At 56.5% G+C, this 22,556-nt stretch carries 18 protein-coding genes; 1 reads left to right on the forward strand and 17 read right to left on the reverse strand.

Going from position 1 to position 22,556, the window contains the following annotated elements; all coding sequences use genetic code 11:
- Window positions 1–141: 141 nt before the first annotated feature.
- From deoD to VI01_RS08350, 10 genes are all read right to left on the reverse strand, one after another.
- A complete protein-coding gene (deoD, locus tag VI01_RS25560; RefSeq protein WP_034828492.1) occupies window positions 142–855 on the reverse strand; it encodes a purine-nucleoside phosphorylase in 714 nt (237 codons plus the stop codon).
- 33 nt (window positions 856–888) lie between these two features.
- The gene (gene deoB / locus VI01_RS25565) at window positions 889–2,112 is read right to left on the reverse strand and encodes a phosphopentomutase (protein WP_045814767.1); all 1,224 of its coding nucleotides are present in this window, start codon (window positions 2,110–2,112) and stop codon (window positions 889–891) included.
- A 91-nt stretch (window positions 2,113–2,203) separates the two neighbouring features.
- A complete protein-coding gene (gene deoA / locus VI01_RS08320; protein WP_045814768.1) occupies window positions 2,204–3,526 on the reverse strand; it encodes a thymidine phosphorylase in 1,323 nt (440 codons plus the stop codon).
- 79 nt (window positions 3,527–3,605) lie between these two features.
- Window positions 3,606–4,385, reverse strand: coding sequence for a deoxyribose-phosphate aldolase (gene deoC / locus VI01_RS08325; protein WP_045814853.1), 780 nt, complete (start codon window positions 4,383–4,385; stop codon window positions 3,606–3,608).
- Between the two features lie 291 nt (window positions 4,386–4,676).
- Window positions 4,677–5,453, reverse strand: coding sequence for a TatD family hydrolase (locus VI01_RS08330; RefSeq protein ID WP_045814769.1), 777 nt, complete (start codon window positions 5,451–5,453; stop codon window positions 4,677–4,679).
- Window positions 5,450–6,502 carry a patatin family protein gene (locus VI01_RS08335; protein ID WP_045814770.1) on the reverse strand — a complete coding sequence of 351 codons (1,053 nt, stop codon included), beginning with the start codon at window positions 6,500–6,502 and terminating at the stop codon, window positions 5,450–5,452. The genes VI01_RS08330 and VI01_RS08335 overlap by 4 nt, the downstream gene beginning before the upstream one ends.
- Before the next feature lie 178 nt (window positions 6,503–6,680).
- The gene (locus VI01_RS24825; RefSeq protein WP_007893192.1) at window positions 6,681–6,842 is read right to left on the reverse strand and encodes a DUF1328 domain-containing protein; all 162 of its coding nucleotides are present in this window, start codon (window positions 6,840–6,842) and stop codon (window positions 6,681–6,683) included.
- A gap of 95 nt (window positions 6,843–6,937) precedes the next feature.
- Window positions 6,938–7,525, reverse strand: a complete 588-nt coding sequence (gene osmY / locus VI01_RS08340; RefSeq protein ID WP_045814771.1) for a molecular chaperone OsmY — start codon at window positions 7,523–7,525, stop codon at window positions 6,938–6,940.
- Window positions 7,526–7,785: 260 nt separating this feature from the next.
- Complete coding sequence (gene prfC, locus VI01_RS08345; RefSeq protein ID WP_038644754.1) at window positions 7,786–9,375, reverse strand: peptide chain release factor 3; 1,590 nt, start codon at window positions 9,373–9,375, stop codon at window positions 7,786–7,788.
- Between the two features lie 413 nt (window positions 9,376–9,788).
- Entirely contained in the window at window positions 9,789–10,892 is a 1,104-nt protein-coding gene (locus VI01_RS08350) for a M20 peptidase aminoacylase family protein (protein ID WP_045814772.1), read from the reverse strand.
- Window positions 10,893–11,130: 238 nt separating this feature from the next.
- On the opposite strand from VI01_RS08350, the gene ftnA reads away from it, so the two are divergent.
- Window positions 11,131–11,640 carry a non-heme ferritin gene (ftnA, locus tag VI01_RS08355; protein WP_038644750.1) on the forward strand — a complete coding sequence of 170 codons (510 nt, stop codon included), beginning with the start codon at window positions 11,131–11,133 and terminating at the stop codon, window positions 11,638–11,640.
- 150 nt (window positions 11,641–11,790) lie between these two features.
- Here the strand turns inward: ftnA and VI01_RS08360 are convergent, their stop codons facing one another.
- From VI01_RS08360 to VI01_RS08390, 7 genes are all read right to left on the reverse strand, one after another.
- Complete coding sequence (locus VI01_RS08360; protein WP_045814773.1) at window positions 11,791–14,634, reverse strand: bifunctional diguanylate cyclase/phosphodiesterase; 2,844 nt, start codon at window positions 14,632–14,634, stop codon at window positions 11,791–11,793.
- A gap of 166 nt (window positions 14,635–14,800) precedes the next feature.
- Entirely contained in the window at window positions 14,801–15,919 is a 1,119-nt protein-coding gene (locus VI01_RS08365; protein ID WP_082082047.1) for an MBL fold metallo-hydrolase, read from the reverse strand.
- Window positions 15,907–17,649: an iron ABC transporter permease gene (locus tag VI01_RS08370; protein ID WP_045814774.1), complete on the reverse strand. Its 1,743-nt coding sequence runs from the start codon at window positions 17,647–17,649 to the stop codon at window positions 15,907–15,909. The genes VI01_RS08365 and VI01_RS08370 overlap by 13 nt, the downstream gene beginning before the upstream one ends.
- 2 nt (window positions 17,650–17,651) lie before the next feature.
- Window positions 17,652–18,641, reverse strand: coding sequence for an ABC transporter substrate-binding protein (locus VI01_RS08375; RefSeq protein WP_045814775.1), 990 nt, complete (start codon window positions 18,639–18,641; stop codon window positions 17,652–17,654).
- A 25-nt stretch (window positions 18,642–18,666) separates the two neighbouring features.
- Window positions 18,667–19,734, reverse strand: coding sequence for an ABC transporter ATP-binding protein (locus VI01_RS08380; protein WP_045814776.1), 1,068 nt, complete (start codon window positions 19,732–19,734; stop codon window positions 18,667–18,669).
- Window positions 19,735–19,856: 122 nt separating this feature from the next.
- Entirely contained in the window at window positions 19,857–21,575 is a 1,719-nt protein-coding gene (locus VI01_RS08385) for a lysophospholipid acyltransferase family protein (RefSeq protein ID WP_034828463.1), read from the reverse strand.
- Window positions 21,576–21,845: 270 nt separating this feature from the next.
- A complete protein-coding gene (locus VI01_RS08390; protein ID WP_038644739.1) occupies window positions 21,846–22,550 on the reverse strand; it encodes a proteasome-type protease in 705 nt (234 codons plus the stop codon).
- Window positions 22,551–22,556: the final 6 nt, after the last annotated feature.

Genomic DNA, 22,556 nt, shown 5'->3' on the forward strand with positions numbered 1-22,556 from the left:
GGTATCGCTGATTCCGAGCGGTGACTCACGAGGTCGTCATAAATGGCAGGGTGAAGAACAAGGTCGCCATCAATGACGACCCTGTGCGCTGGTGCGTTTCGTCAGGTGCGCCTTGCAGCGCACCGAACAAAACAGCCGGAATTAATCCCCCAGCAGCACCGACTCCAGCGCGATCTTGATCATATCGTTGAAGGTGGTCTGGCGCTCAGCAGCGGTGGTCTGCTCGTGCGTGCGGATATGATCCGACACGGTGCAGATGGTCAACGCTTTAGCCCCGAACTCCGCTGCCACACCGTAGATACCGGCGGCTTCCATTTCCACGCCCAGAATGCCGTACTTCTCCATCACATCGAACATCTGCGGATCTGGCGTATAGAACAGGTCAGCAGAGAAGATATTGCCGACGCGCGCGTCCACACCCAGCGCTTTGGCGGCATCAACCGCGTTACGCACCATGTCGAAGTCCGCAATCGCCGCGAAGTCGTGATCCTTGAAACGCATACGGTTCACTTTGGAATCGGTGCAAGCACCCAGACCAATCACCACATCACGCAGTTTCACATCGGCACGCACCGCGCCGCAGGAACCGACACGGATAATTTTCTTCACGCCGAAATCAGTGATCAGCTCTTTGGTGTAGATCGAGCAGGATGGAATACCCATACCGTGGCCCATGACCGAAATCTTACGGCCTTTGTACGTCCCGGTGTAACCCAGCATGCCGCGCACGTTGTTCACTTCAACCGCATCTTCCAGGAAGGTTTCTGCGATGTGCTTAGCGCGCAGCGGATCGCCCGGCATCAGCACCACGTCCGCGAAGTCACCCATTTCTGCATTAATATGAGGCGTTGCCATGGTTATTTTCCTTTTTAAAATTGGTGGGCTGTTTTACAGCAGGCTTTTGCCGTAGTCCATGCTGGACAGGCCAAAATACTTCGCAATGGTCTGGCCGATATCCGCAAAGGTATCGCGATAACCCAGCGATCCTGGCTTCACTTTTGGACCATAAATCAAAATCGGGATGTGCTCGCGCGTGTGCTCGGTGCCCTTCCAGCTTGGGTCACAACCGTGGTCGGCGGTGAGGATCAGAATATCCCCCTCTTTCACCAGCTCCATCAGCTCCGGCAAACGACGGTCGAAGAACTCTAAACCACCGGCATAACCGGCGATATCGCGACGATGGCCCCAGGTGGAGTCAAAATCAACGAAGTTGGTGAAGACGATGGAATTGTCCGGCGCCTTTTTCATCTGCTCGATGGTGGCGTTAAACAGTGCATCCAGCCCGGTAGCTTTCACTTTCTGGGTGATGCCCTGCTCGGCGTAGATATCCGCAATTTTACCCACGGAAATCACTTCGCCGCCCTTCTCGTCCACCAGCTTTTTCAGCATGGTTGGCGCAGGCGGTTCCACCGCGAGATCGTGGCGGTTGCCGGTACGCTCGAAGTTGCCCGCTTTGTCGCCGACAAACGGACGCGCAATCACACGGCCGATGTTGTAACCGCCGTTGGTCAGCTCTTCACGCGCGATTTCGCACAGTTCGTACAGTCGATCCAGACCAAAGGTCTCTTCGTGACAGGCAATCTGGAATACCGAGTCCGCCGAGGTGTAGAAAATCGGCTTGCCGGACTTCATGTGCTCTTCGCCCAGTTGGTCGAGGATCACCGTACCGGACGAATGGCAGTTACCAAGATAACCCGGCAAATCGGCGCGTTTTACCAGCACGTCGAGCAGCTCCTGCGGGAAGCTGTTCTCTTTGTCGCTGAAGTAGCCCCAGTCAAACAGCACCGGCACGCCGGCGATTTCCCAGTGGCCTGACGGCGTATCTTTACCGGATGACAGCTCACTGGCGTAAGCGTAGGCACCAATGATTTCAGCATTGGCGTCGAGGCCAGGCGGGAAGCGGCCTGTAGAGAGTTCAGCGGCTTTACCCAGACCGAGCGCGGTCAGGTTTGGCAGATGCAGCGGGCCTTCGCGACCTTCATTGGCGCGGCCTTCGAAGCACGCTTCGGCGATATGGCCGAGCGTATCCGATCCTTCATCACCGAATTTATCGGCGTCTTTGCTGGAGCCGATCCCGAAGGAGTCGAGAACCATAATAAAAGCACGTTTCATGCAAGTCTCCTGCGCAATGGCGCGATGACAAGTCAAAAAAAAGCGATCAGATCAGTATACCCGAATGGCCGCTCCCTGGCACGAAGAAGCGTTACTCGCTGACGCGGCGATAGACCACCGGCGTTTCCGCAGGCGCACTGTCACTCAACGTGATAGCCGCTTTGACCGCTTCCGCAGCCTGCTGCCACTGCGCTTCCGACGCGGCATGAATCACCGCCAGCGGGCGCTGTGCATCAACCTGCGTGCCGAGCGTGGTCATGTCACTTAAGCCCACGCTGTAATCAATGCTGTCGCTGGCACGCTGACGACCCCCACCCAACGACACCACCGCCATACCCAGCGCACGGGTATCCATGGCGCTGACAATCCCGGGGCGATCGGCATACACCGCTTTGCTCAGGGTCGGCGCAGGCAGATAGCTGTCCATACGCTCGATAAAATCAACCGGGCCGTTCTGCGCCGCCACCATGCGCGCGAACACTTCCGCCGCTTTACCGTTATCCAGCACGTTTTGCAGTTTCTGCCGCGCTTCGGCGTCGTTCTCTGCCAGTTTGCCGGAGATCAGCATTTCCGAGCACAGCGCCATGGTCACTTCCAACAGGCGTGGATTTCGCGCCTCACCCGTCAGGAACTGCACCGCTTCACGCACTTCCAGCGCGTTACCGGCGGTGGATGCCAGCACCTGATTCATATCGGTGAGCAGCGCGGTGGTTTTACAGCCCGCACCGTTCGCCACGCCAACTATCGCCTGCGCCAGATTTTCTGAAGCTTCAAAGGTCGGCATAAAGGCACCGGAACCGACTTTCACATCCATCACCAGCGCATCCAGTCCTTCCGCCAGTTTCTTGGCGAGGATCGAGGCGGTAATCAGCGGGATCGAGTCAACGGTAGCGGTGATATCACGCGTGGCGTAGAAACGCTTATCGGCAGGCGCCAGTGAGTTGGTCTGGCCAATGATGGCAATACCCACATCTTTGATGATCTGGCGGAAACGATCGTCACTCGGGAAGATATCGAAACCGGGGATCGCTTCCAGCTTATCCAGCGTACCGCCGGTGTGACCGAGGCCGCGCCCGGAGATCATCGGGACATAACCGCCACACGCGGCCACCATCGGGCCGAGCATCAGCGATGTTACGTCGCCCACGCCGCCAGTGGAGTGCTTATCTACAATCGGGCCGTTGAGGTTCAACGACTTCCAGTTGAGCACCGAGCCGGAATCGCGCATCGCCATGGTCAGCGCCACGCGCTCTTCCAGATTCATATCGTGGAAGTAGATGGTCATTGCCAGTGCGGCAATCTGGCCTTCTGATACGCTGTTGTCGCGCACGCCATTGATAAAGAAACGGATCTCCGCCTCGCTCAGTGGCTGGCCGTCGCGTTTTTTTCGAATAATTTCTTGTGGCAGGAACAAGGTTGCCTCCCCGGGGGATTGCTGTGAAATGCACCAAACATTCTTTGGGTCGCCATTGATGGCGACCCTGAGGCTGGGATCAGTAGCCCGCTTTGCTGGTCGCTGTCGCGTGGCCCAGGGTGTTCAGCAGGCTCGCCAGCAGGCTTGAAGCACCAAAGCGGAAGTGGCGCGCATCCGCCCAGCCTTCGCCCAGAATGTCATCCGCCAGCTTCAGATAGATCGCGGCATCTTCCGCCGTGCGCACGCCACCCGCAGGCTTAAAGCCCACCTGCTGCTGCACGCCTTTATCATGAATCACCTGCATCATGATGGCTGCCACCTCTGGCGTGGCGTTCACTGGCACTTTACCGGTTGAGGTTTTGATGAAATCCGCACCGGCATCGATAGCGATTTCAGAAGCGGCGCGAATCAGCGCTTCTTCTTTCAGTTCACCGGTTTCGATGATCACTTTCAGCAGCACGTTGGCAGCGGCGCAGGCTTCTTTACAGGCTTTCACCAGCGCAAAACCGATGTCGCGATTGCCGGCAATCAGCGCGCGATACGGGAAGACCACGTCCACTTCGTCTGCACCGTATGCAATCGCCGCACGGGTTTCTGCCAGCGCGATCTCAACGTCATCGTTGCCGTGCGGGAAGTTAGTGACCGTGGCGATGCGGATATCAGGCGTGCCCTGCTCGCGCAGTGCTTTACGTGCCGCAGGGATGAAACGCGGATAGATGCAAATGGCAGCCGTATTGCCCGCTGGCGATTTCGCCTGACGGCACAGTGCGATCACCTTCTCATCGGTGTCATCTTCATTCAGGGTGGTTAAATCCATCAGTTGCAGGGCGCGTTGTGCGGCAGCTTTAAGATCGGTCATGATGTTCTCCAAAAGGTAACCGGCAGGCCATGCCACCGGATAATGTGATAATTCTAACAAACCACACCTGAATGAATTGCGCTTCATGTCACATGAAAAAAGAAAATTCGTCATATGAATATAATTATTTAGTGATTTAAGTCACAAATAACCGCCAGCACACCCGTTTTCAGGCGCAATACAGGTTGTGAATATTATCACAAAGCAGGGCGAAAAAGGGTAATGCCGATTTTATTACTGTAGCCAATACCCGCCAAAACCGCGGGAAATCCAGATTGTGTCGGGAGGGGATCAGGCAGGCAGGGCAAACACGCGCAGGCTGTTTTGCCACAGCGTATCGGCAATGATATCGGGCGATTCACTGCGCAACTGACACAGCACATCAAACACGTTACGCGCGCGCTCAGGGCGGTTGGGCTGCCCCTGATAACCCTGCAACGGCATATCGGGCGCATCGGTTTCCAGCAACAGCGAGGTAAGCGGCAGGTTAGCAATGGTGTTGCGGGTTTTACTGGCGCGTTCATAGGTGATGGTGCCGCCCACGCCGATCGCATAGCCAAGCTGAATAAAACGTTCTGCCTGCTGCTGGCTGCCCGCAAAACCGTGTACCACACCACGGCGCGGTAAATCATGGCGACGCAAATGCAGCGCCAACTGATCGTGGGTGCGACGCGAATGCAGGATCACCGGCAAATCATACTGTTTCGCCAGTTTGAGCTGTGCATCCAGTAACCGCGTCTGCTTATCAAATTGCGCGTCTTGCATGTACAGATCGAGGCCGATCTCGCCGATCGCCACGCGTTTGCTATCCGGCGTTTTCAACCACTGTTCCAGCTGATCCAGATGCGCATCCTGATGCACGGCAATATTGATCGGATGCAGCCCTAATGCGGCATACAGCGCCTCGTGCTGTTGCGCCAGCTGGCTGACCAGTGCAAAGCGGCTGGCATCGACGCTCGGCACAATAATGCGTTCCACACCCGACTGCGCCGCACGGGCGATGCTGCCTGTGGCGTCATCGACAAATGGCGGGAAATCGAAATGGCAGTGAGTGTCGATAAATCTCATGCCAGCGATCCTGCATCAAAATCGGCATCATTATCCGCCAGCGGCGGCGTATGCACGGCACGATTGTCTGGCGCATTCGCCACGGCGGCCGGCGGTGTCACGGTAGTCTGGCGCAGGAACGGTTCGGCATCGCTCAGCCATTGACCCAGCGTCGCGAGGAAATAGCGGCCGCTGCGGCGCCCTAAATGGTAATCCTGATTCAGTGAAGCCAAACGACTGCCCAGCGCCATACTCGCCAGCGGTTTCGGCGGGTAAATTTCAATGATGCGCAGGTCGTCCGGCGGCTGTTCGATAAACTGCTGAATCTCACGATAGCTCTCTTCATGGTGATGCAGGATGTTGATCATCGGCTGCAGCGCGCTGTCACCCAGCCAGCGCTCCATGCGTTTGAACCATTTCGGCGTATAAGATATTTGTGACGGCACGGTGCGGATCACCACAATGGTATCGGCACCGCGTCGTGCCGCTTCACGCACCGGAATGGCATCGCTGATACCGCCATCCAGATAGTTCACCCCATCCATCAGCACGCCGCTGCGATAGAATCCCGGAATGGCGCTGGAAGCTTTGATCACGTCATGCCAGTTCAGGTTGGTGGGATTGAAATATTCGGCGCGGTAATCATCTCCCCGGCAGGCGCACATATAGAACTCGTTGCCTTTGGCAAACAGCCCTTCGGCGTTGCTGAGCGATAAGGGAAACTCTTGTTTGGTGATGTCAATCAGCCAGTCGAGATCGATCAGATGGCCGCCGCGCACAAAGCGCAACGGATCAAAAAATAGTTTGCTGGTGGTATAACGCGTGATGACGCGGCGCGCGTAGCCCGGTTGGGCGCAAACAAATGCAGACAGGTTTTGTGCTCCAGCGGAGGTGCCCAGCATCAATTGAAATGGGTTAAAACCGGCGCGTTGAAACTCATCAAGGACGCCTGCGGTGAAGATGCCGCGTTGACCGCCGCCTTCACAGACCAGGGCAATTTTTTTGGATTTAAATGGGGTGAGCGCCAGTGGCTCAAAGGTGTCCAGTGACACCGGGATGCGTATTCCCAATGGATGTCCCTCAGTTTTCCTGCTCTGAGGGAGCCGCTGACGGCAGCATCCCGGAGAACCAGTCATTGTCATTCCCTGACCTATTGCATCGTGCAATCGATGCGGCTGCCTATTATGCCGCAAATGACTGGTCTCCGCTTTAGTGACTCGCGGGTTAGCGTTGTGTTAACGCAATCGGTCAGGGTCGTTTACGCCCGGTAAACAGGCTTACGAGGAACAGAATAATACCGACAATGAAGACAATTTTAGCTGCCCATGCTGCCGTACCCGCCAGACCGCCGAAACCTAACGCTGCAGCAATCAGAGCGATGACCAGAAAGATAATACCCCAACGAAACATAAGCCTCTCCTTACCGTAGTGAAAATCGAACTGCTTATTCATACCACATTGTTTTTATTACGAAACGGTACCGAAACAGTACCGCTTCGCTCGCGTTAAGATTTCACCTTCAGGTCATTCTTCACGCTTTTCACGCCTTCAATGGCTTTGGCGATTTTCTCAGCACGATCGGACTGTGCCTGGTTCGCCACTTCTCCTGATAACTGCACCACGCCATCGGTGGTTTCCACCTTCACGTTGCGCGATGGCACAATGTCATCTGCTAATAGCTTAGCTTTGATTTCACTGGTGGTTGCGGTATCCCCCGCATAACCTTTCAGTGTGGTCTCTTTGCTGTCTCTAACGTGCAGTTTGTCACTGACGGATTTCACACCCTCAACTTTTTGCACCAGCGCAACGGCTTTTTCCGCCTGATCCTGCGAAGCGACAAAGCCGCTCAGCGTGACCACGCCCTGATGCGTTTTCACTGAGATATCCGTACTTTTAATCGCTTCATCATCCACCAGTGCCGCTTTGGCCTTGGCCGTGATGCCGCTGTCATCCATAAAACCATCGACTTTATTCATAGAACTATCGATTTTAGAACCCGTGCTGCTGGTGTCCGCAGCGTAGGCTGCGCCGCCCATCAGAGCAGTGGTAGCCAGAGCGGCGATCAGGGTTTTAGCAATCTTAGTCTTATTCATCGATATCATCCTTCTATCAGTTAACTCACTCGCAACCGCGAATGCGCCAGCAACAAACGGCGTCGCTGCATTTATAGACGTAATGAAACCCTTGGGTCTCTTTTCTCGTCCGACAGGATAATCATAGTAGGGATTACAGGTTTTGCTGGCTTTTGTGGTTGATATCTCGCCAAAAAGCGATAAACGCAGCGCAAATAGGAAGAGTCTGTAGGACAAAAACAGGGCCAGTGAAAATCACTGGCCCTGGTTGTGAGGCGGGATTAATGTTCGCGCGTTTTGCGGAACGTCACGTCAGGATAGCGTTCCTGCGTGATATTGAGGTTCACCATGGTCGGAGCGATGTAAGTGAGGTTATCACCGCCATCCAGCGCCAGGTTAACTTCGTTTTTGCGTTGGAAGTCGTCGAATTTCTTCGCATCACTGCACTCAACCCAACGAGCGGTTGCGACGTTGATAGCTTCATAAATCGCTTCAACGTTGTATTCGCTTTTCAGACGCGCCACAACCACTTCAAACTGCAGCACACCGACCGCACCCACGATCAGATCGTTGTTGTGCACCGGGCGGAACACCTGCACCGCGCCCTCTTCCGACAGCTGTACCAACCCTTTCAGCAGCTGTTTCTGCTTCAGCGGGTCGCGCAGACGAATACGACGGAACAGCTCCGGGGCGAAGTTCGGAATACCGGTGAACTTCATGGTTTCACCCTGGGTAAAGGTGTCGCCGATCTGAATGGTGCCGTGGTTGTGCAAACCAATGATGTCACCGGGGAAGGCTTCTTCTACGTGCGAACGGTCGCCGGCCATAAAGGTCAACGCATCCGAGATCACCACGTCTTTGCCAGTACGCACCTGGCGCAACTTCATGCCTTTCTCGTACTTGCCGGAAACCACACGCATGAAGGCAACACGGTCACGGTGTTTTGGATCCATATTCGCCTGGATCTTAAACACGAAGCCGCTGAATTTCTCCTCGCTGGATTCCACCAGACGCGCATCGGTTTTACGTGGCATCGGCGTCGGTGCCCAAGCCACTAAGCCATCGAGCATATGATCGACGCCGAAGTTACCCAGCGCGGTGCCGAAGAACACCGGTGTAATTTCACCGCTCAGGAACAGCTCTTGATCGAACTCGTGGGATGCGCCCTGCACCAGTTCCAGCTCATCGCGCAGTTGCTGTGCCAGGTCTTCACCGACCGCCGCGTCGAGATCCGGGTTCGCCAGACCTTTGACAATGCGCACTTCCTGAATGGTATGGCCCTTACCGGTTTGATACAGGTAAGTTTCATCTTTGTAGAGGTGATACACGCCTTTGAACAGCTTACCGCAGCCAATCGGCCAGGTGATTGGCGCGCAGGCGATCTTCAACTCGCTCTCAACTTCATCCAGCAGTTCCATCGGATCGCGGATGTCACGGTCAAGTTTGTTCATAAAGGTGATGATCGGCGTATCGCGCAGACGGGTCACTTCCATCAGCTTACGGGTACGATCTTCGACACCCTTAGCGGCATCGATCACCATCAAACAGCAGTCAACCGCCGTCAGCGTACGGTAGGTATCTTCAGAGAAGTCTTCGTGCCCTGGGGTATCCAGCAGGTTCACCAGACTGTCGCGATACGGGAATTGCATCACCGAGGTGGTGATGGAGATACCACGTTGTTTCTCCATCTCCATCCAGTCAGATTTAGCATGCTGGCTGGAGCCGCGGCCTTTGACGGTACCGGCGGTTTGGATCGCCTGCCCGAACAGCAGCACTTTTTCGGTAATGGTGGTTTTACCGGCATCCGGGTGCGAGATGATCGCAAACGTACGGCGGCGCGCCACTTCATCTAAAAAGGAAGCAATAGACATGTGTGAATTCTTCTTCAAGGGCAACGCGCGGGCGGCGCGCTGCGAATAAATCGTTCCGGGCATAGCCGGGGGATAACGGTACCAATGGTGACGCAGTGGCGTCAGTTCACAGCAAGATGTGCGCGATCTACATTGGCGGTAGTCCGGTTATCCAGTCAGCATTAAGGCGGCATAGCATACAATATTTCAGCAGGCGGGGAAATCGTGGGATGGGACCTGTATGCACCTTCGCCCTGCCAGTTTCCTGCAAATGAGAAGAAGGGACTGTTCGAGTGAGGCTTTCATTCCGGGTGACAGCCTCACTCGACCGCTGTCCTGCAAGTAAGGAGTAAGAAGGTCGAACGAGGCTTTCATTCAGGGTAACAGCCTCTCCCATGTGCGGGAGAGGCTGGATTGTGGGAAACGACACACGGCTAACCCAGCACGCGCACCACTGCCGCCTTAAAGATCTTCACCCCGATCTCCAGCGAACTCAGTTCAAAACGCATATCCGGATGATGCAGGCCCGGCACCAGATTGGTGCCCAAACCCCAGAAACCGGCTTTCACCTGCGTTTTTTTCACCGGGTAGTAGAAGAAGTCTTCACTGCCTGGCGTGGATTTGGTGTCGAGCAGCCCTTCTTCCCCCAGCACATCCACGATCGCAGCCCGGATCACCGCCGTGGCTTCCTCGTGGATTTCTGCGGCGGGCATCTCTTTCAGTACCACCACTTCAGCGCTCGCACCCAATGCAGCCACGCTGTGCTGAATCGCCTGCGTCACTTTCTGTTTCAGCACCTCCATCGGCGCGTTCTCCTGCGAACGCAGATCCCATACCACGCGCGCCTCATCCGGCACCGAATTGGTGACACCGGCATCACACAGGAAGCGGGTGGCTTTCACGCTCCATGTCAGGCCCGGCGCCAGATGGATACTGTTCACCGCCTGTACCGCTTGTACTGCGGCATCCAGCGCATTGACACCCAAATGTGGGCGCGCGGCATGAGCAGGCACACCTTTAATTGTCGCTTCCAGCGTGCTGCACGCCGAATAGAGCACGGCTGGCGTGGCTTGTCCGACATGGCACTCTTCCAGTGGACGCACATGGAAACCGAGGATCATCTCGACATCATCCAGCGCACCGCCCTCAATCATCGATAACGCACCCGCACCGAGTTCTTCCGCAGGCTGGAACAGCAGCTTTAGCTTGCCGCGCTTGATCGCGCCCTCTTTCAGCAACTCCTGTGCCGCCGTCAGCACCACCGAAGAGTGCCCATCATGGCCGCAGGTATGGCGTGCACAGGCGACGCCGTTAATGATGTGACCGAGTGCATCCATATCTGCACGTAGCGCCAGTACCGGCCCCGGCATGCCGCTGTCAATTTCCGCCACGATGCCGGTGGTGTGATTAATGCCGCGCGTCACGCTGATGCCAGCCTGCTCAAGCTGGTCGGCGATGTAGGCGGAAGTTTTGAATTCTTCGAATCCCAGTTCCGGGATTTCATGCAGGTAATGGTAATGATCTAATACGTTCGACACCGCTAAGCTCCTGACAAGTATAGGCTCGCCACAGCATCCGCCGATGTACGGCTATAATCAATCCAGCGTGAATGAAAATGAGTCAAAACTGAGAACTCTTCGCATTCAATAAATGAAATAATTCCATTTACAATCAATAAGATAATTTCAACTTTTTGACGAAAAAGCCTTCACAAAAAAGTATAGATTGATGCATAATTCACCGTACTTCACCTGACAAATTAAAAAGGACTCAGCCATGTTAACTGCTGAAATGACCTCTCGCCTGAACGATCAACTGAACCTCGAATTCTTCTCTGCCAACCTGTATCTGCAGATGAGCGCATGGTGCAGCGACAAAGGTTTTGAAGGTGCCGCTTCATTCCTGAAAATGCACTCTCGCGAAGAAATGGAACATATGCAGCGTCTGTTCGATTACGTTAGCGATGCCGGTTCTCTGCCAGTGCTGGGCAGCATTGCCGCCCCTGCCGTTAGCTGGAACTCACTGAATGACGTGCTGGAAGAAGCGCTGAAGCATGAGCAGCTGATCACGCAGCGCATCAACGATCTGGTACACACCGCGTTGATGTCTCAGGACTACTCAACCTTTAACTTCCTGCAGTGGTATGTGGCTGAGCAACACGAAGAAGAGAAGCTGTTCAAAACCGTACTGGATAAACTGGCGCTGGTCGGCAATAAAGGCGAAGGCCTGTTCCTGGTGGACAAAGACCTGGGCCGCATGAACGTCGAAGGCCACGGCCAGTCATAATAAAGATTTCACACAGCAAACAGCAAAACGCCCGGCAATGCCGGGCGTTTTTTTATGCTGAAATCTTACGCTTAGATTGCGACGAGCTTATCAACAACCAGGAGCGTATCAATGCGCCCCTGGGTTGTAACGTCGCCATTTATGGCGAGCTTATTCCAGCTCTTTCAGACGCAGTTCCGAAGGCTGCGGGCGGCCAAAGAAATAGCCCTGGAACAGCGTACAACCCTCTTCACGCAGCTTGGCGAATTGCTCGCTGCTCTCCACCCCTTCGGCGGTGATCTGAATATCCAGACTGCGGCTCATGCCGGTAATCGCCCGGATAATCGCCAGCGCTTCGCGACTGTCACCCATATCGTTGATAAACGACTTGTCGATTTTGATCTTGTCGAACGGGAAAGATCGCAGATAGCTGAGCGACGAGTAGCCCGTGCCGAAATCATCCAGCGCAATCTGCACGCCAATCGCCTTCAGGCTTTGCAGGGTGCGGATATTGCCCAGCGTGTCATCCAGCAGTACCGATTCAGTGATCTCCACTTCGAGGCGTTGTGGAGCCAATCCGGATTCGCGCAATGCGCCTTCTACCACCGACACCAGCGAGCTGTTCTTGAACTGCAGCGGCGACAGGTTAACCGACACTGACTGCTCGGTGCCCCAACTCTGTGCCTCGCGGCAGGCTTCATACAGCGCATAAGCGCCCAGCATGTGGATCAGCCCGGTCTCTTCGGCAATCGGGATAAAATCATTTGGCATGATCAAGCCCTTAACCGGATGGTGCCAGCGCATCAGCGCTTCATAACCAATGATTTCGTCCTCATTGGTAATCGGCTGATAGTAGAGTTTCAACTGACGCCCGGTGATCGCATCACGCAGATCGTTTTCAATCACGCGGCGACTGCGCGCCACATCATCCATTTCCATGGTGAAGTGTTCATAGCGGTTGCGCCCGTTGCGTTTGGCTTCGTACAGCGCCATATCCGCACAGCGCAGCATATGCTCTGGCGTGTTGGTGACCTGTGACGTCAACGCAATGCCCACGCTCAACCCAACGGAAAGGTTGTGCCCTTCAACATTGACAGGCGGACGGATCGCTTCAATCAGGCGCTGTGCCACCACCGCCGCTTCCTGCGCGTTATTGATGTTTGGCAGCACGATAGCAAATTCGTCGCCACCAATCCGCGCCAGCGTGTCATGGTCGCGCAGCGCACTGCGCAGGCGTTTTGCCACCACGCGCAGCAGATCGTCACCAATCTGATGGCCCAGCGCATCGTTAACGTTCTTGAAGTTATCGAGATCGAGACACAGCGTGGCGCTCAGCGCATGGTGTTGGTTATCCTGACGCAGCGCTTCACTCAGCTTCTGCCGGAACAGAATACGGTTTGGCAGGCTGGTGAGGTTATCGTGGTGCGCCATATGGTGAATACGCGCATCGGCTTCACGTTGGTCGGTCACGTCTTCGACAATCAGCATCACGTAGTTTTGACGCATATCTTTGCCACTGATAGTGGTGGCGCGGGTATGCAGAATACGGTCGCCGCCTGCGGTGAGCAGCAGCTGCTCGCGTGAATGGATGCCTTCGCTGCGCAGCGCGATATCCGCCAGGCTGTTGAAATAGTCACTCAGCTCCGCCGACATACATTCGTGCGGACGCTTGTGCATAATCAATGATTTACTGATACCAAACAGCTGTTCGGCTTTGTCATTGACCATCAGGATTTCGCGGCTGATGGCATCTTCCACAATGACGCATGAAGGGATATTGCTGATGATGGTGTCCAGGAAGCCAGACAGCTCGGACATTTTGGCACTCTGCGCCTGCGCCAGATCCCGCGCGCGCAGCAGTTGCTGTTCATTCTCACGACGTTCGGTGACATCACGGGTGATTTTAGCGAAGCCAATCATCTTGCCATCTTCATTGTGGATGGCATCGATCACCACATGCGCCCAGAACGCCGAGCCATCTTTACGATAGCGCCAGCCTTCATCCTCAAAGCGACCGGTCTTCAGCGCGATACCCAGGTTGGCTTCCGGCGTGTTGGCCAGCCGCTCCTGCGAACCATAGAACACCGAAAAGTGCTGGCCGACGATCTCGTCAGAAAGGTAACCCTTTGCACGCTGCGCACCGGCGTTCCAGTTCACTACCCGGCCCTGCAGATCCAGCATATAGATGGCGTAATCAGTCACGCCCTCCACCAGCAGCCGGAAGGTCTTCTCGTACTCCTGCTGCTTGCGCTGCAGCTCACGCTGTTCGGTGCAGTCACGGGTGATTTTGGCGTAGCCAATCAGCTTGCCCGCATCATCACGAATCGCATCAATAATCACATGTGCCCAGAACGCACTGCCATCTTTGCGATAGCGCCAGCCTTCATCTTCGAAGCGGCCGGTTTTGAAAGCGGTGCTGAGGTTCTTTTCCGGAATATGATTTTTACGATCCTGCGCGCTGTAGAAACGTGCAAAGTTCTGACCGACAATCTCTTCAGCCACATAGCCTTTGGCACGCTGCGCGCCGGCATTCCAGTTTTCGACGTTGCCGTCGAGATCAAGCATGTAGATGGCGTAGTCCGTTACGCCTTCAACTAATAAACGGAAACGTTGCTCCTGTTCCTGTTGCTTACGCTGCTGCTCCTGCTGAACCGTGCAGTCACGCGTGACTTTGGCGAAGCCGAGCAGTTCGCCGAAGTCGTCACGAATCGCATCAATCACCACATGTGCCCAGAAGGCGCTGCCATCTTTGCGATAGCGCCAGCCTTCCGTCTCGAAGCGCCCCACCGCTGTCGCGACGGAAAGTCCACGCTGTGGCGCACCGTTTTTACGATCTTCTTCGCTGTAGAACAGCGCAAAGTTTTTACCGACGATTTCGTCGGGCGTGTAACCTTTGGCGCGTTGTGCCCCTGCATTCCAGTTGGCGACGGTGCCATCGGGTTTGAGCATGTAAATGGCATAATCCACCACGCTCTGCACCAGCAGCCGGTACATGACGTCAGAGTTATTATTCATTGTTGTTCGCCTATTGCTGGCCTGGTAAAAATTGCTTCTTAAGAAAAATCCTAATTGCTGTGGAGACTTAAACGCAAAAGCACAGCGCTGACAAGCGTTAATCGTCCACAGACAAAAGTTGGTAGTCAGGTTATCGGCAATGGCGAAAAAACATTCAGCGGGATACTCAATTTATCCTGCTGCGTTGGCGCTGCTCGTGGGGGAAACGGGGGCTATCAAGATGGCATTGCAGGGGAAAATGCGCTTGCCAGCACAAAGGGGCACGCGCCGCTAAAATCGGGCACTCCGCCGCCGCAACAAAGGCTGGTATCACGCGCTGAGCAGCGGTTTTCTCGATCAACCACAGTTGATCGTCAATCGGCGGATGAACATTCCACGGCAGCCACTTTGCCTGCTGATCGGCCAGCAACCTGGCTGCGCGTGTGCCGGGCGCAACGTGACTGCTGAAGATCAGCTTAAAGCCTGGCTGAGCACTCAGCTGCGCGGCTAAGCCGCTGTCGGCCACCGCATCAGCCGCCACAATCACATCTGCAGGTTGCCATTGTTGCGGCTGCGGCTGTTTCAACAAGCGCACCAATCCCAGCGCCGTGGTGGCGGGCAGCTTGTCCATCGCCAGCAGTTGCGCGACCTCACTGCGAATTTGTGGGCAGAGCTGAACCGCCAGACCCCGCGCGGTGAGCTGTAAAGCCACTTCCGGCCCGCGTCCGTGTTCCGGCACGGCAATCACCGCGCCGTGAGCAGCGGCCATCGCCAGCGCATCCATTTGATCGCGCAACCGCTGCGTGCGGTCGCCGTAGGAAGCATCCGTGATCAATAGTTTTGCCGACGGCGGGCAGTCAAACGGCAACAGCAGCGCTTCACGGCTCCAGTCGCCCATGTAGGTGATGCCACCGGCGATGGGCAGATGAAACCACACCGAGCCCGGTGAATGGCCGCTGCGGCCAGTAAACAGATGCAACGGACCAATGGCCGTTTGCCCGCGCAGCGGTAACAAACGTCGCGCATACATCGGCACGGCGACGTTAGCCAGCTGTAACCAGGTTTGCTCGGTGGCGTACACCGGCGGCGAGCCGATTTGCGCCCAGCAGTCGAGCGAGGCCGCGTGGTCAATGTGCGAGTGGGTCAAACACAACGCATCAACGCGGCCAATGGCGCGGATATCCGGTCGCACGCCGGGTTGCGGACCGGCCCCGAGATCCCACAGCAGGCGATAACCTTCCATCTCGACCAAAAAAGCCGCGGGCAGCTTGCCACCCACACCGCTGATAACCGTTAAGCTTGCCATGGTAAAACCCCTTGCGGCAGACGCCGCGCCAGCCGCGTTGCCAGTCCCATCAGCAAACACACGACCAGAATCATCAGGCAGCCTACCGCGGCCGCCAGCGAGGCGGAGCCCCCTTCGTCAAGGAACACGATGGTGGGTCCGATGGTTTGGGTTTGCGAGGTCACCAGCAATACCGAAACCTGGATTTCATTCAGTGCGGTGAGGAACACCAGCACCGTGCCCGCCAGCGCAGAAGGCGCCGCCAGCGGCAGTAAAATATCGCGCATGCGGCGCATAAAGCTGGCACCACACAAGCGTGCCGCCTCATCCAGCGCCGGTTCCAGCTGCGCGAATCCGGCCAGCGTTGGGCGCAACACCAGCGCAAGGAAGTTCGCCAGATAAGCGGCGAGGATGATCCACACCGTGCCATACAGCGACACATTGATGATCGGTAGCGGGCGCAGGAAGAACAGCATCGCCGCTACGCCGGTGACAATCCCCGGCAAGGCATAAGTCAGTTCACTTGCCAGCCACAGGCCGCGCACCAGTTTGGTCCGGCGCCAGCTGAGGAAATACGCCAGGAACAGCGCGGTGGACGTCAGAATCATCGCCGCCAGCGTGGTCAGCCCGAGGCTGGTCATAAAGGCATGGCGCACTGCCGGATAGCCCCACAGCGCGCTGCGGAAGTTCTCCAGCGTCAGCGTTTGCCAGGTGAGCGCCTGACCATATCCGCTGGTGAGTGCAGTGATCAGCAGCGCACTGACCGGCAGCAGCAGCGTTAGCGCCATCCACAGCCAGGCCGCGCCTTCAATCGCCAACCGCCCGCGTCCTAATGGTTGCTGCCACAGACGCGGCGCACCGTTGACGCGCACATCGTGACGACCGCCAAGCCAGGCGCTGGCCGCCATACCCGCCAGCGTGATCACAGCAATCAGCAGCGCGTAAACGGCGGTATTGGGCAAGGCACTCGGGCCAATGCCGTTAAGCTGCTGATAAACCAGCGTAATCAGCGTTGGCACGCGGGCTGGAATACCCAACATCGCCTGAATACCGAAGTTACCGGCGGCCGCAACAAAGGTCAGTGCAGCCCCGGCAAAGATCGCCGGGCGCGCCAGCGGCAGAATGATGGTCAACAATACGCGCATCCGCGAGGCACCGCTGATCTGCGCCGCTTCGACTAAATCAGCCGGTAAACGACGCAAACCGGCACGCACAGTGAGAAACACCAGTGGCGCGTTGTGTGTACCGAGCAGCAGCACGATGCCGCTCAGCGAATAAAGCGGTTGCTCGCCGGGCGCAAACCATGGCAAGCCGAGTGAACCAAACAGCAGCGCTAACGGGCTGGACGGTGCCAGCGCCTGTAGCCATGCGAGCGCCGTGACCTGCGGCGGAATCATCAGCGGCAGGATAAAGGCAAACACCCAGGCGGTTTTGGCGCGCAGATCGCTCAGCGCCACCAGCCAGGCGGCGGCGGTGCCAAGCAGCACTGAAATCAGGGTCGAACTCAAGGCGATGAGCAACGTATTGCCGCTGGCAATCAGCACGCGGTCGCTGGCTATCAGGCGCGACAAGCGCGTCAGATCCGGCACGCCTTGCGGGGCAATCGCCGTCCACAACAGTCGCAGCAGTGGCGCCACCGACAATAAGCCAATCAGCAGCACCATCAGTGCCAGGATCAGCTTTTCACTGTTGAGACGCCAGCGTTGACCGCCACGCGTCGCGTTACGCCACTCGTTGCTCACCACGCTCATGCTTAGCCGCCAAACAGCGCGGTAAACTGATCGCGCACCGTGGCATCTTCCTTGATGGCTTTCGCGACGTCAGGCGTCAGCAGCTTGATTTTATTGATGGGTGTGAAGCCCGCCGGTGCAGAAACACGATCGTCCACCGGACGGTTACCCTGCTCGACCACCAGCTTCTGACCTTCCTCAGACAGCATAAAGTTCACGAAGGCTTTAGCGGCTGGCAGGTTGTGCACCGACTTCATGATCGCTACCGGCTCCGTCACGTAAGACACGCCCTCTTTCGGGTACACCAGATCGACGGGCGAGCCTTTTTTCTTCGCCAGAATCACGTCAGCGTCAGTGATGATGCCGTACTTATCCAGTCCGCTGGCAACAGCTTTCAGCGCCGGACCGTTGCCGCCCTGCGGAGCCACGCCAATCGCTGCCAGCTTCTTGTAGAAATTCCAGCCGATGGTTGGCGTGTTGATATCGGTGTGCAGTTTGTACAGCGCCGCACCAGAGTAGAGCGGGCTTGGCATGGCGATCTGACCTTTGTTGGCCTCCACCGCCAGTGCGTTCCAGCTGTCAATCGGCTGTGCGTGCTGGGTGTTGTAAGCAATCACCGTGGCGATGATTTTGGTACCAAAGAAGGTTTTGTCTTTGTCGTAGAACGACGGATTGATGTGACTCAACGGCGCATCGTTGTAGCTGTAGAGCTGGTTCTGATTTTTCAGGGCACCGAGGTTGATGGCATCGGCAATCAGCAGTACATCGGGCTTAGCGCCACCGCTCATCATCTCGGTCTGCAACACGTTCATCAGCTGCGTGGTGCCGTTACGCGTCCACTCCACCTGCACGTTCGGATAGGCAGCTTTAAACGCATCCACGGTTTGCTGCGCGATTTCCGGTGCCTGTGAGGTGTAAATCACCAGCTTGCCGGACGGGGCATCATCGGCGTGGCTGGTGGCGGCAAACACTAATCCACTGGCTAACATCAAAGCGTTAAAAGACGTGCGCATAGCAATTTCCCTAAGTATCTGAATGTTATGTAGGAAGGATCCAACCGTCGCGTAGCGCCACCCCAAGGGTCGCATCCACAACGGGTAAAGCGGTCTCCGCCAGCTGCAGCGTGATGCTGTGGTCTGGCGCATCAAGTGGCGCAACATCAATCTGGTAATGGCTGCCGCGATAGATCACCCGCTGCACGCGCACCGCAAACTGCGGTTCATCCGGTTCAGCGAGGCGGAAATCCACCGCATGAAAACTGGCTTTGCCGTGAGGCATCGGGCGTTGTTCGGCCGCACAGCGCAAGGTGACGCGCAGACCGCACAGCGTGGCGAGCGCTTTGCCCTCGCCTGTCGGTTCGATATCGCTGACCGGCAGTACTTTGCCGTCATCGATAAACCCCGCCACCATTGCATTCGCCGGTTCACGCCACAGGGTTTGCGGCGTGGCAAACTGCATCACGCGGCCGCCGTCCATCACCACAATGCGGTCGGCCAGCGCCATCGCTTCGTGCTGGTCGTGGGTGATGTAGAGTAAGGTGGCGTGGCTGTGGCGATGGAAGCGGCGGAACTCCTCTTCCATGGTGGCGCGCAGGTGCACATCAAGATTGGCCAATGGTTCATCGAGCAGCACCAGCGTGGGTTTGGCAACCAGACAGCGGGCTAACGCCACACGCTGACGTTGTCCACCGGAAAGATCGGCGGGGCGGCGTGAGGCGAAATTCTCTAACCCCACCAGTTCCAGTGCCTGCTGCGTGCGGCTGTCACGCTCATGGCGCGCTACCCCGTTCACTTTCAGGCTGTAGGCGACGTTTTCCGCCACCGTCATATGTGGCCACAGCGCATAGCTCTGGAACACCACGCCAAGTTGGCGATCTTCTGGCGGCAGGTGCACGCCCGGCGCAGCAAAGCAGCGCTCGCCGACGTGGATTTCACCGGCATCCGCGGTTTCAAAGCCCGCCAGCAGACGTAATAAGGTGGTTTTGCCGCAGCCCGAAGGACCCAGAACGGCGATGAACTCTCCCTGCGCAATCTGCAGCGAGATATCCTGAAGTACCGGCTGGGCAGCAAAGGCTTTGCTTAACCCGCGAAGTGTGATCGTTGCCATGTTTCTGGCCTTTATCTGACAGTCCGGCTAAGACCCTACGACAATCAGATGACGATCCCGTGACATCAACTTGACGTTTCCGTGCTCAAACAGAACGGGAGGCCCGAGAGCCTCCCTGTACCTTACTCGACGCTTTCAGCCTGCAAATGCATGCCGATATAGCGCTCATAGCGCGATGGCTTCACGCGTGACAGATCCACCAGCACCAACCCGTCGATACAGTTGTTGAAATCGGGATCGCTGCCGAAATCGATAAACTGCACCCCGCCCGGCTCACACACTTCGGAATACTGCTTGTAGAGCGTGGGAATCGCGGTGCCGAGGTTCGCCAGCAGATGCTTCAGGCGGCGCAAGTCTTCCGCGTAGTTATCACCGGTAAACTGCGCCAGCACTTCTGGCAGCGAGGCCGGATAGGGGCGACGCGACTTCGCCAGCGGCAACTCGGTTGGGAAGTACATGCGGTAGAACGCCACTAACAGATCGCGCGCCGCCAGTGGCATACCGCCAGAGATCGACACCGGCCCAAACAGATAGCGGGTCTCCGGGTATTTGGCGATATAGGCACCAATGCCCATCCACAGATAATCCAGACCTCGTTTGCCCCAGTAGGCGGGCTGGATAAAGCTGCGACCCAGTTCCAGACCCTGATTGATGATCGGCAGCATGCGCTCGTCGTAGTGGAACAGGCTATCGCTGTAGATGCCTTCCAGACCACGACGTTCCAGCTGCTCGGCACCCGGAATAAAGCGATAAGCGCCCACAATCTCCAGCGCATCGTCATCCCACAGAATCAGGTGATAGTAATCGTCATCGTATTTATCGAGGTCACGACGGCGACCGCTGCCCTCGCCCACGGCGCGGAAGGCGATTTCACGCAGCCGTCCGAGTTCACGCAGCAGCGGCACCCAGGTCGCGCCGTTACGACGCCACAGGTAGATCTGTTTGCCATCCGGCAGCGAGCCCAGACGCTCACTCTCCATCAGCGCTTTTTTCAGTTCGGCACGGTCTTCCGGACGCGCAATCGCCGCTTCAGTCTGGAACAGACCCCGACGGCCCTGACCAATGCGATACAAGTGCTTGCGCAGCCGTTTCGCCAGCTCTTTGCCCGGCGTGTGGCCGTCGTGCCAGTTGGCAAACGGGATCTGCTCGCCAATGTGCAGCTTGATGCGCGATCCACGCTGGCGGAACATTTCGCGCACCAGCATCAGCAGCGCCAGTGGTGAGGCGATTTTGGCGGCGGCATAGAACGCCAGGCTATTACGCCCGACGACGTGTGCCGGAACAATCGGCGCACGAGCACGGGCGGCCAGGCGCAGGAAGCTGTGATGCCAGCGGTTATCGCGCACACCACGGCTGGAGAGACGAGACACTTCACCTGCCGGGAAGATAATCAGCGCCCCCTGATTGTCGAGATGCTGCTGCATGCGCGTCAGCTGTTCGCGACTGGTGCGGTTGCCCATGTTATCCACGGGCAACATCAGGTTGTTAATCGGCTCCAGCATCATCAACATGCGGTTCGCCACGATTTTCACATCACGACGTACCTGAGAAACGGCCGCCAGCAGCGCCAGGCCGTCGAGCGCACCGAGCGGATGGTTGGCGACAATCACCACCGGGCCGCTGGTCGGGATCTGCTCCAAATCGCGTTCACTTAATTCACAGCGCACATCCAGGTGCTCCAGCACTTGCTCGACCATATCCACCCCTTTCAGGTGGCGATAACGGTCAGCAAAAGATTGGAATTCATGTTCGCGAACGGCCCATTTCAACAGGCTTTTTTGCCAGTTCGCGGGGTGATGGCCTGGCCAGTAAGTATCGAGAAGCTGATCAACAGAAAACATCATTCACCTTTTGTGCGCAGAGGTTTATGGCACCGAAGTTAAACAGGCTTGTTTTCAGATTTATGACCAGTACCGAAGCGGAACGGAAAAAGCAGGAGCGGAAAGGAGAAGCACTACAGTGCGCCGCGCTGAATTGATCAATTCATTGCAGCAGCGCGGTTTATCACGCGGGACTGACGCGGCGTTATTGCGGGAAAATGTGCAAGAAGTGACGCCGCTACCGAATGGGGCGCTTTAGGGTAGCGGCGTGATGTCTCGCGCGGATTTGCTCTAAAGTTTTAACGGCGGCAGTTGTGAGAACACGCTCAACAAGCCTTTGCTCCACAGCTGACGAATCTGCGAAAAGTAAGGGTGCTGTTCGGTAATATGATGCTGTTCGTTATCTTTGAAGCTGTCGGTATGATAGACCATCACATCCAGCGGCAGGCCTACCGAAATGTTACTCGCCAGCGTTGAATCCATGGAAATCAGCGCGCACTGCATTGCCTGGCTAAGCGGGGTTTCATAACGCAATACGCGATCAATAATCGGCTTGCCGTACTTGCTTTCACCAATCTGGAAATAAGGCGTATCCACGCTGGCTTCAATGAAGTTGCCCTGCGGATAGATCTGGAACAGGCGCGGCTCTTCACCGCGAATCTGTCCGCCTAACAGCAGCGTGCCACCAAACTCTTCGCCATCACGCTTGATCACTTCACGCAGGGTTTCCCCCACCAATAGCGCAATGTCATACAGCGAGCGCCCATTCAGCAGATTGGGCTGATCGCTGTCGTGGTTATTACGCCGTAGCAAACTCATCACGCTTTGCGTGGTCGCCAGATTACCGGCGCTTTGCAGCACCAGCGTGCGTTCATCATCCACCTGAAACACGTGTAATTTACGGAACGAGGAAATATGATCGACGCCCGCGTTGGTGCGTGAATCCGATACAAAAATCATCCCTGACGATAAACGCATTGCCACACAATAAGTCATAGTCAC

Origin of the sequence: Pantoea sp. SM3 (assembly GCF_000963995.1) — a bacterium.
Classification (GTDB): Bacteria; Pseudomonadota; Gammaproteobacteria; order Enterobacterales; family Enterobacteriaceae; genus Pantoea; species Pantoea rwandensis_B.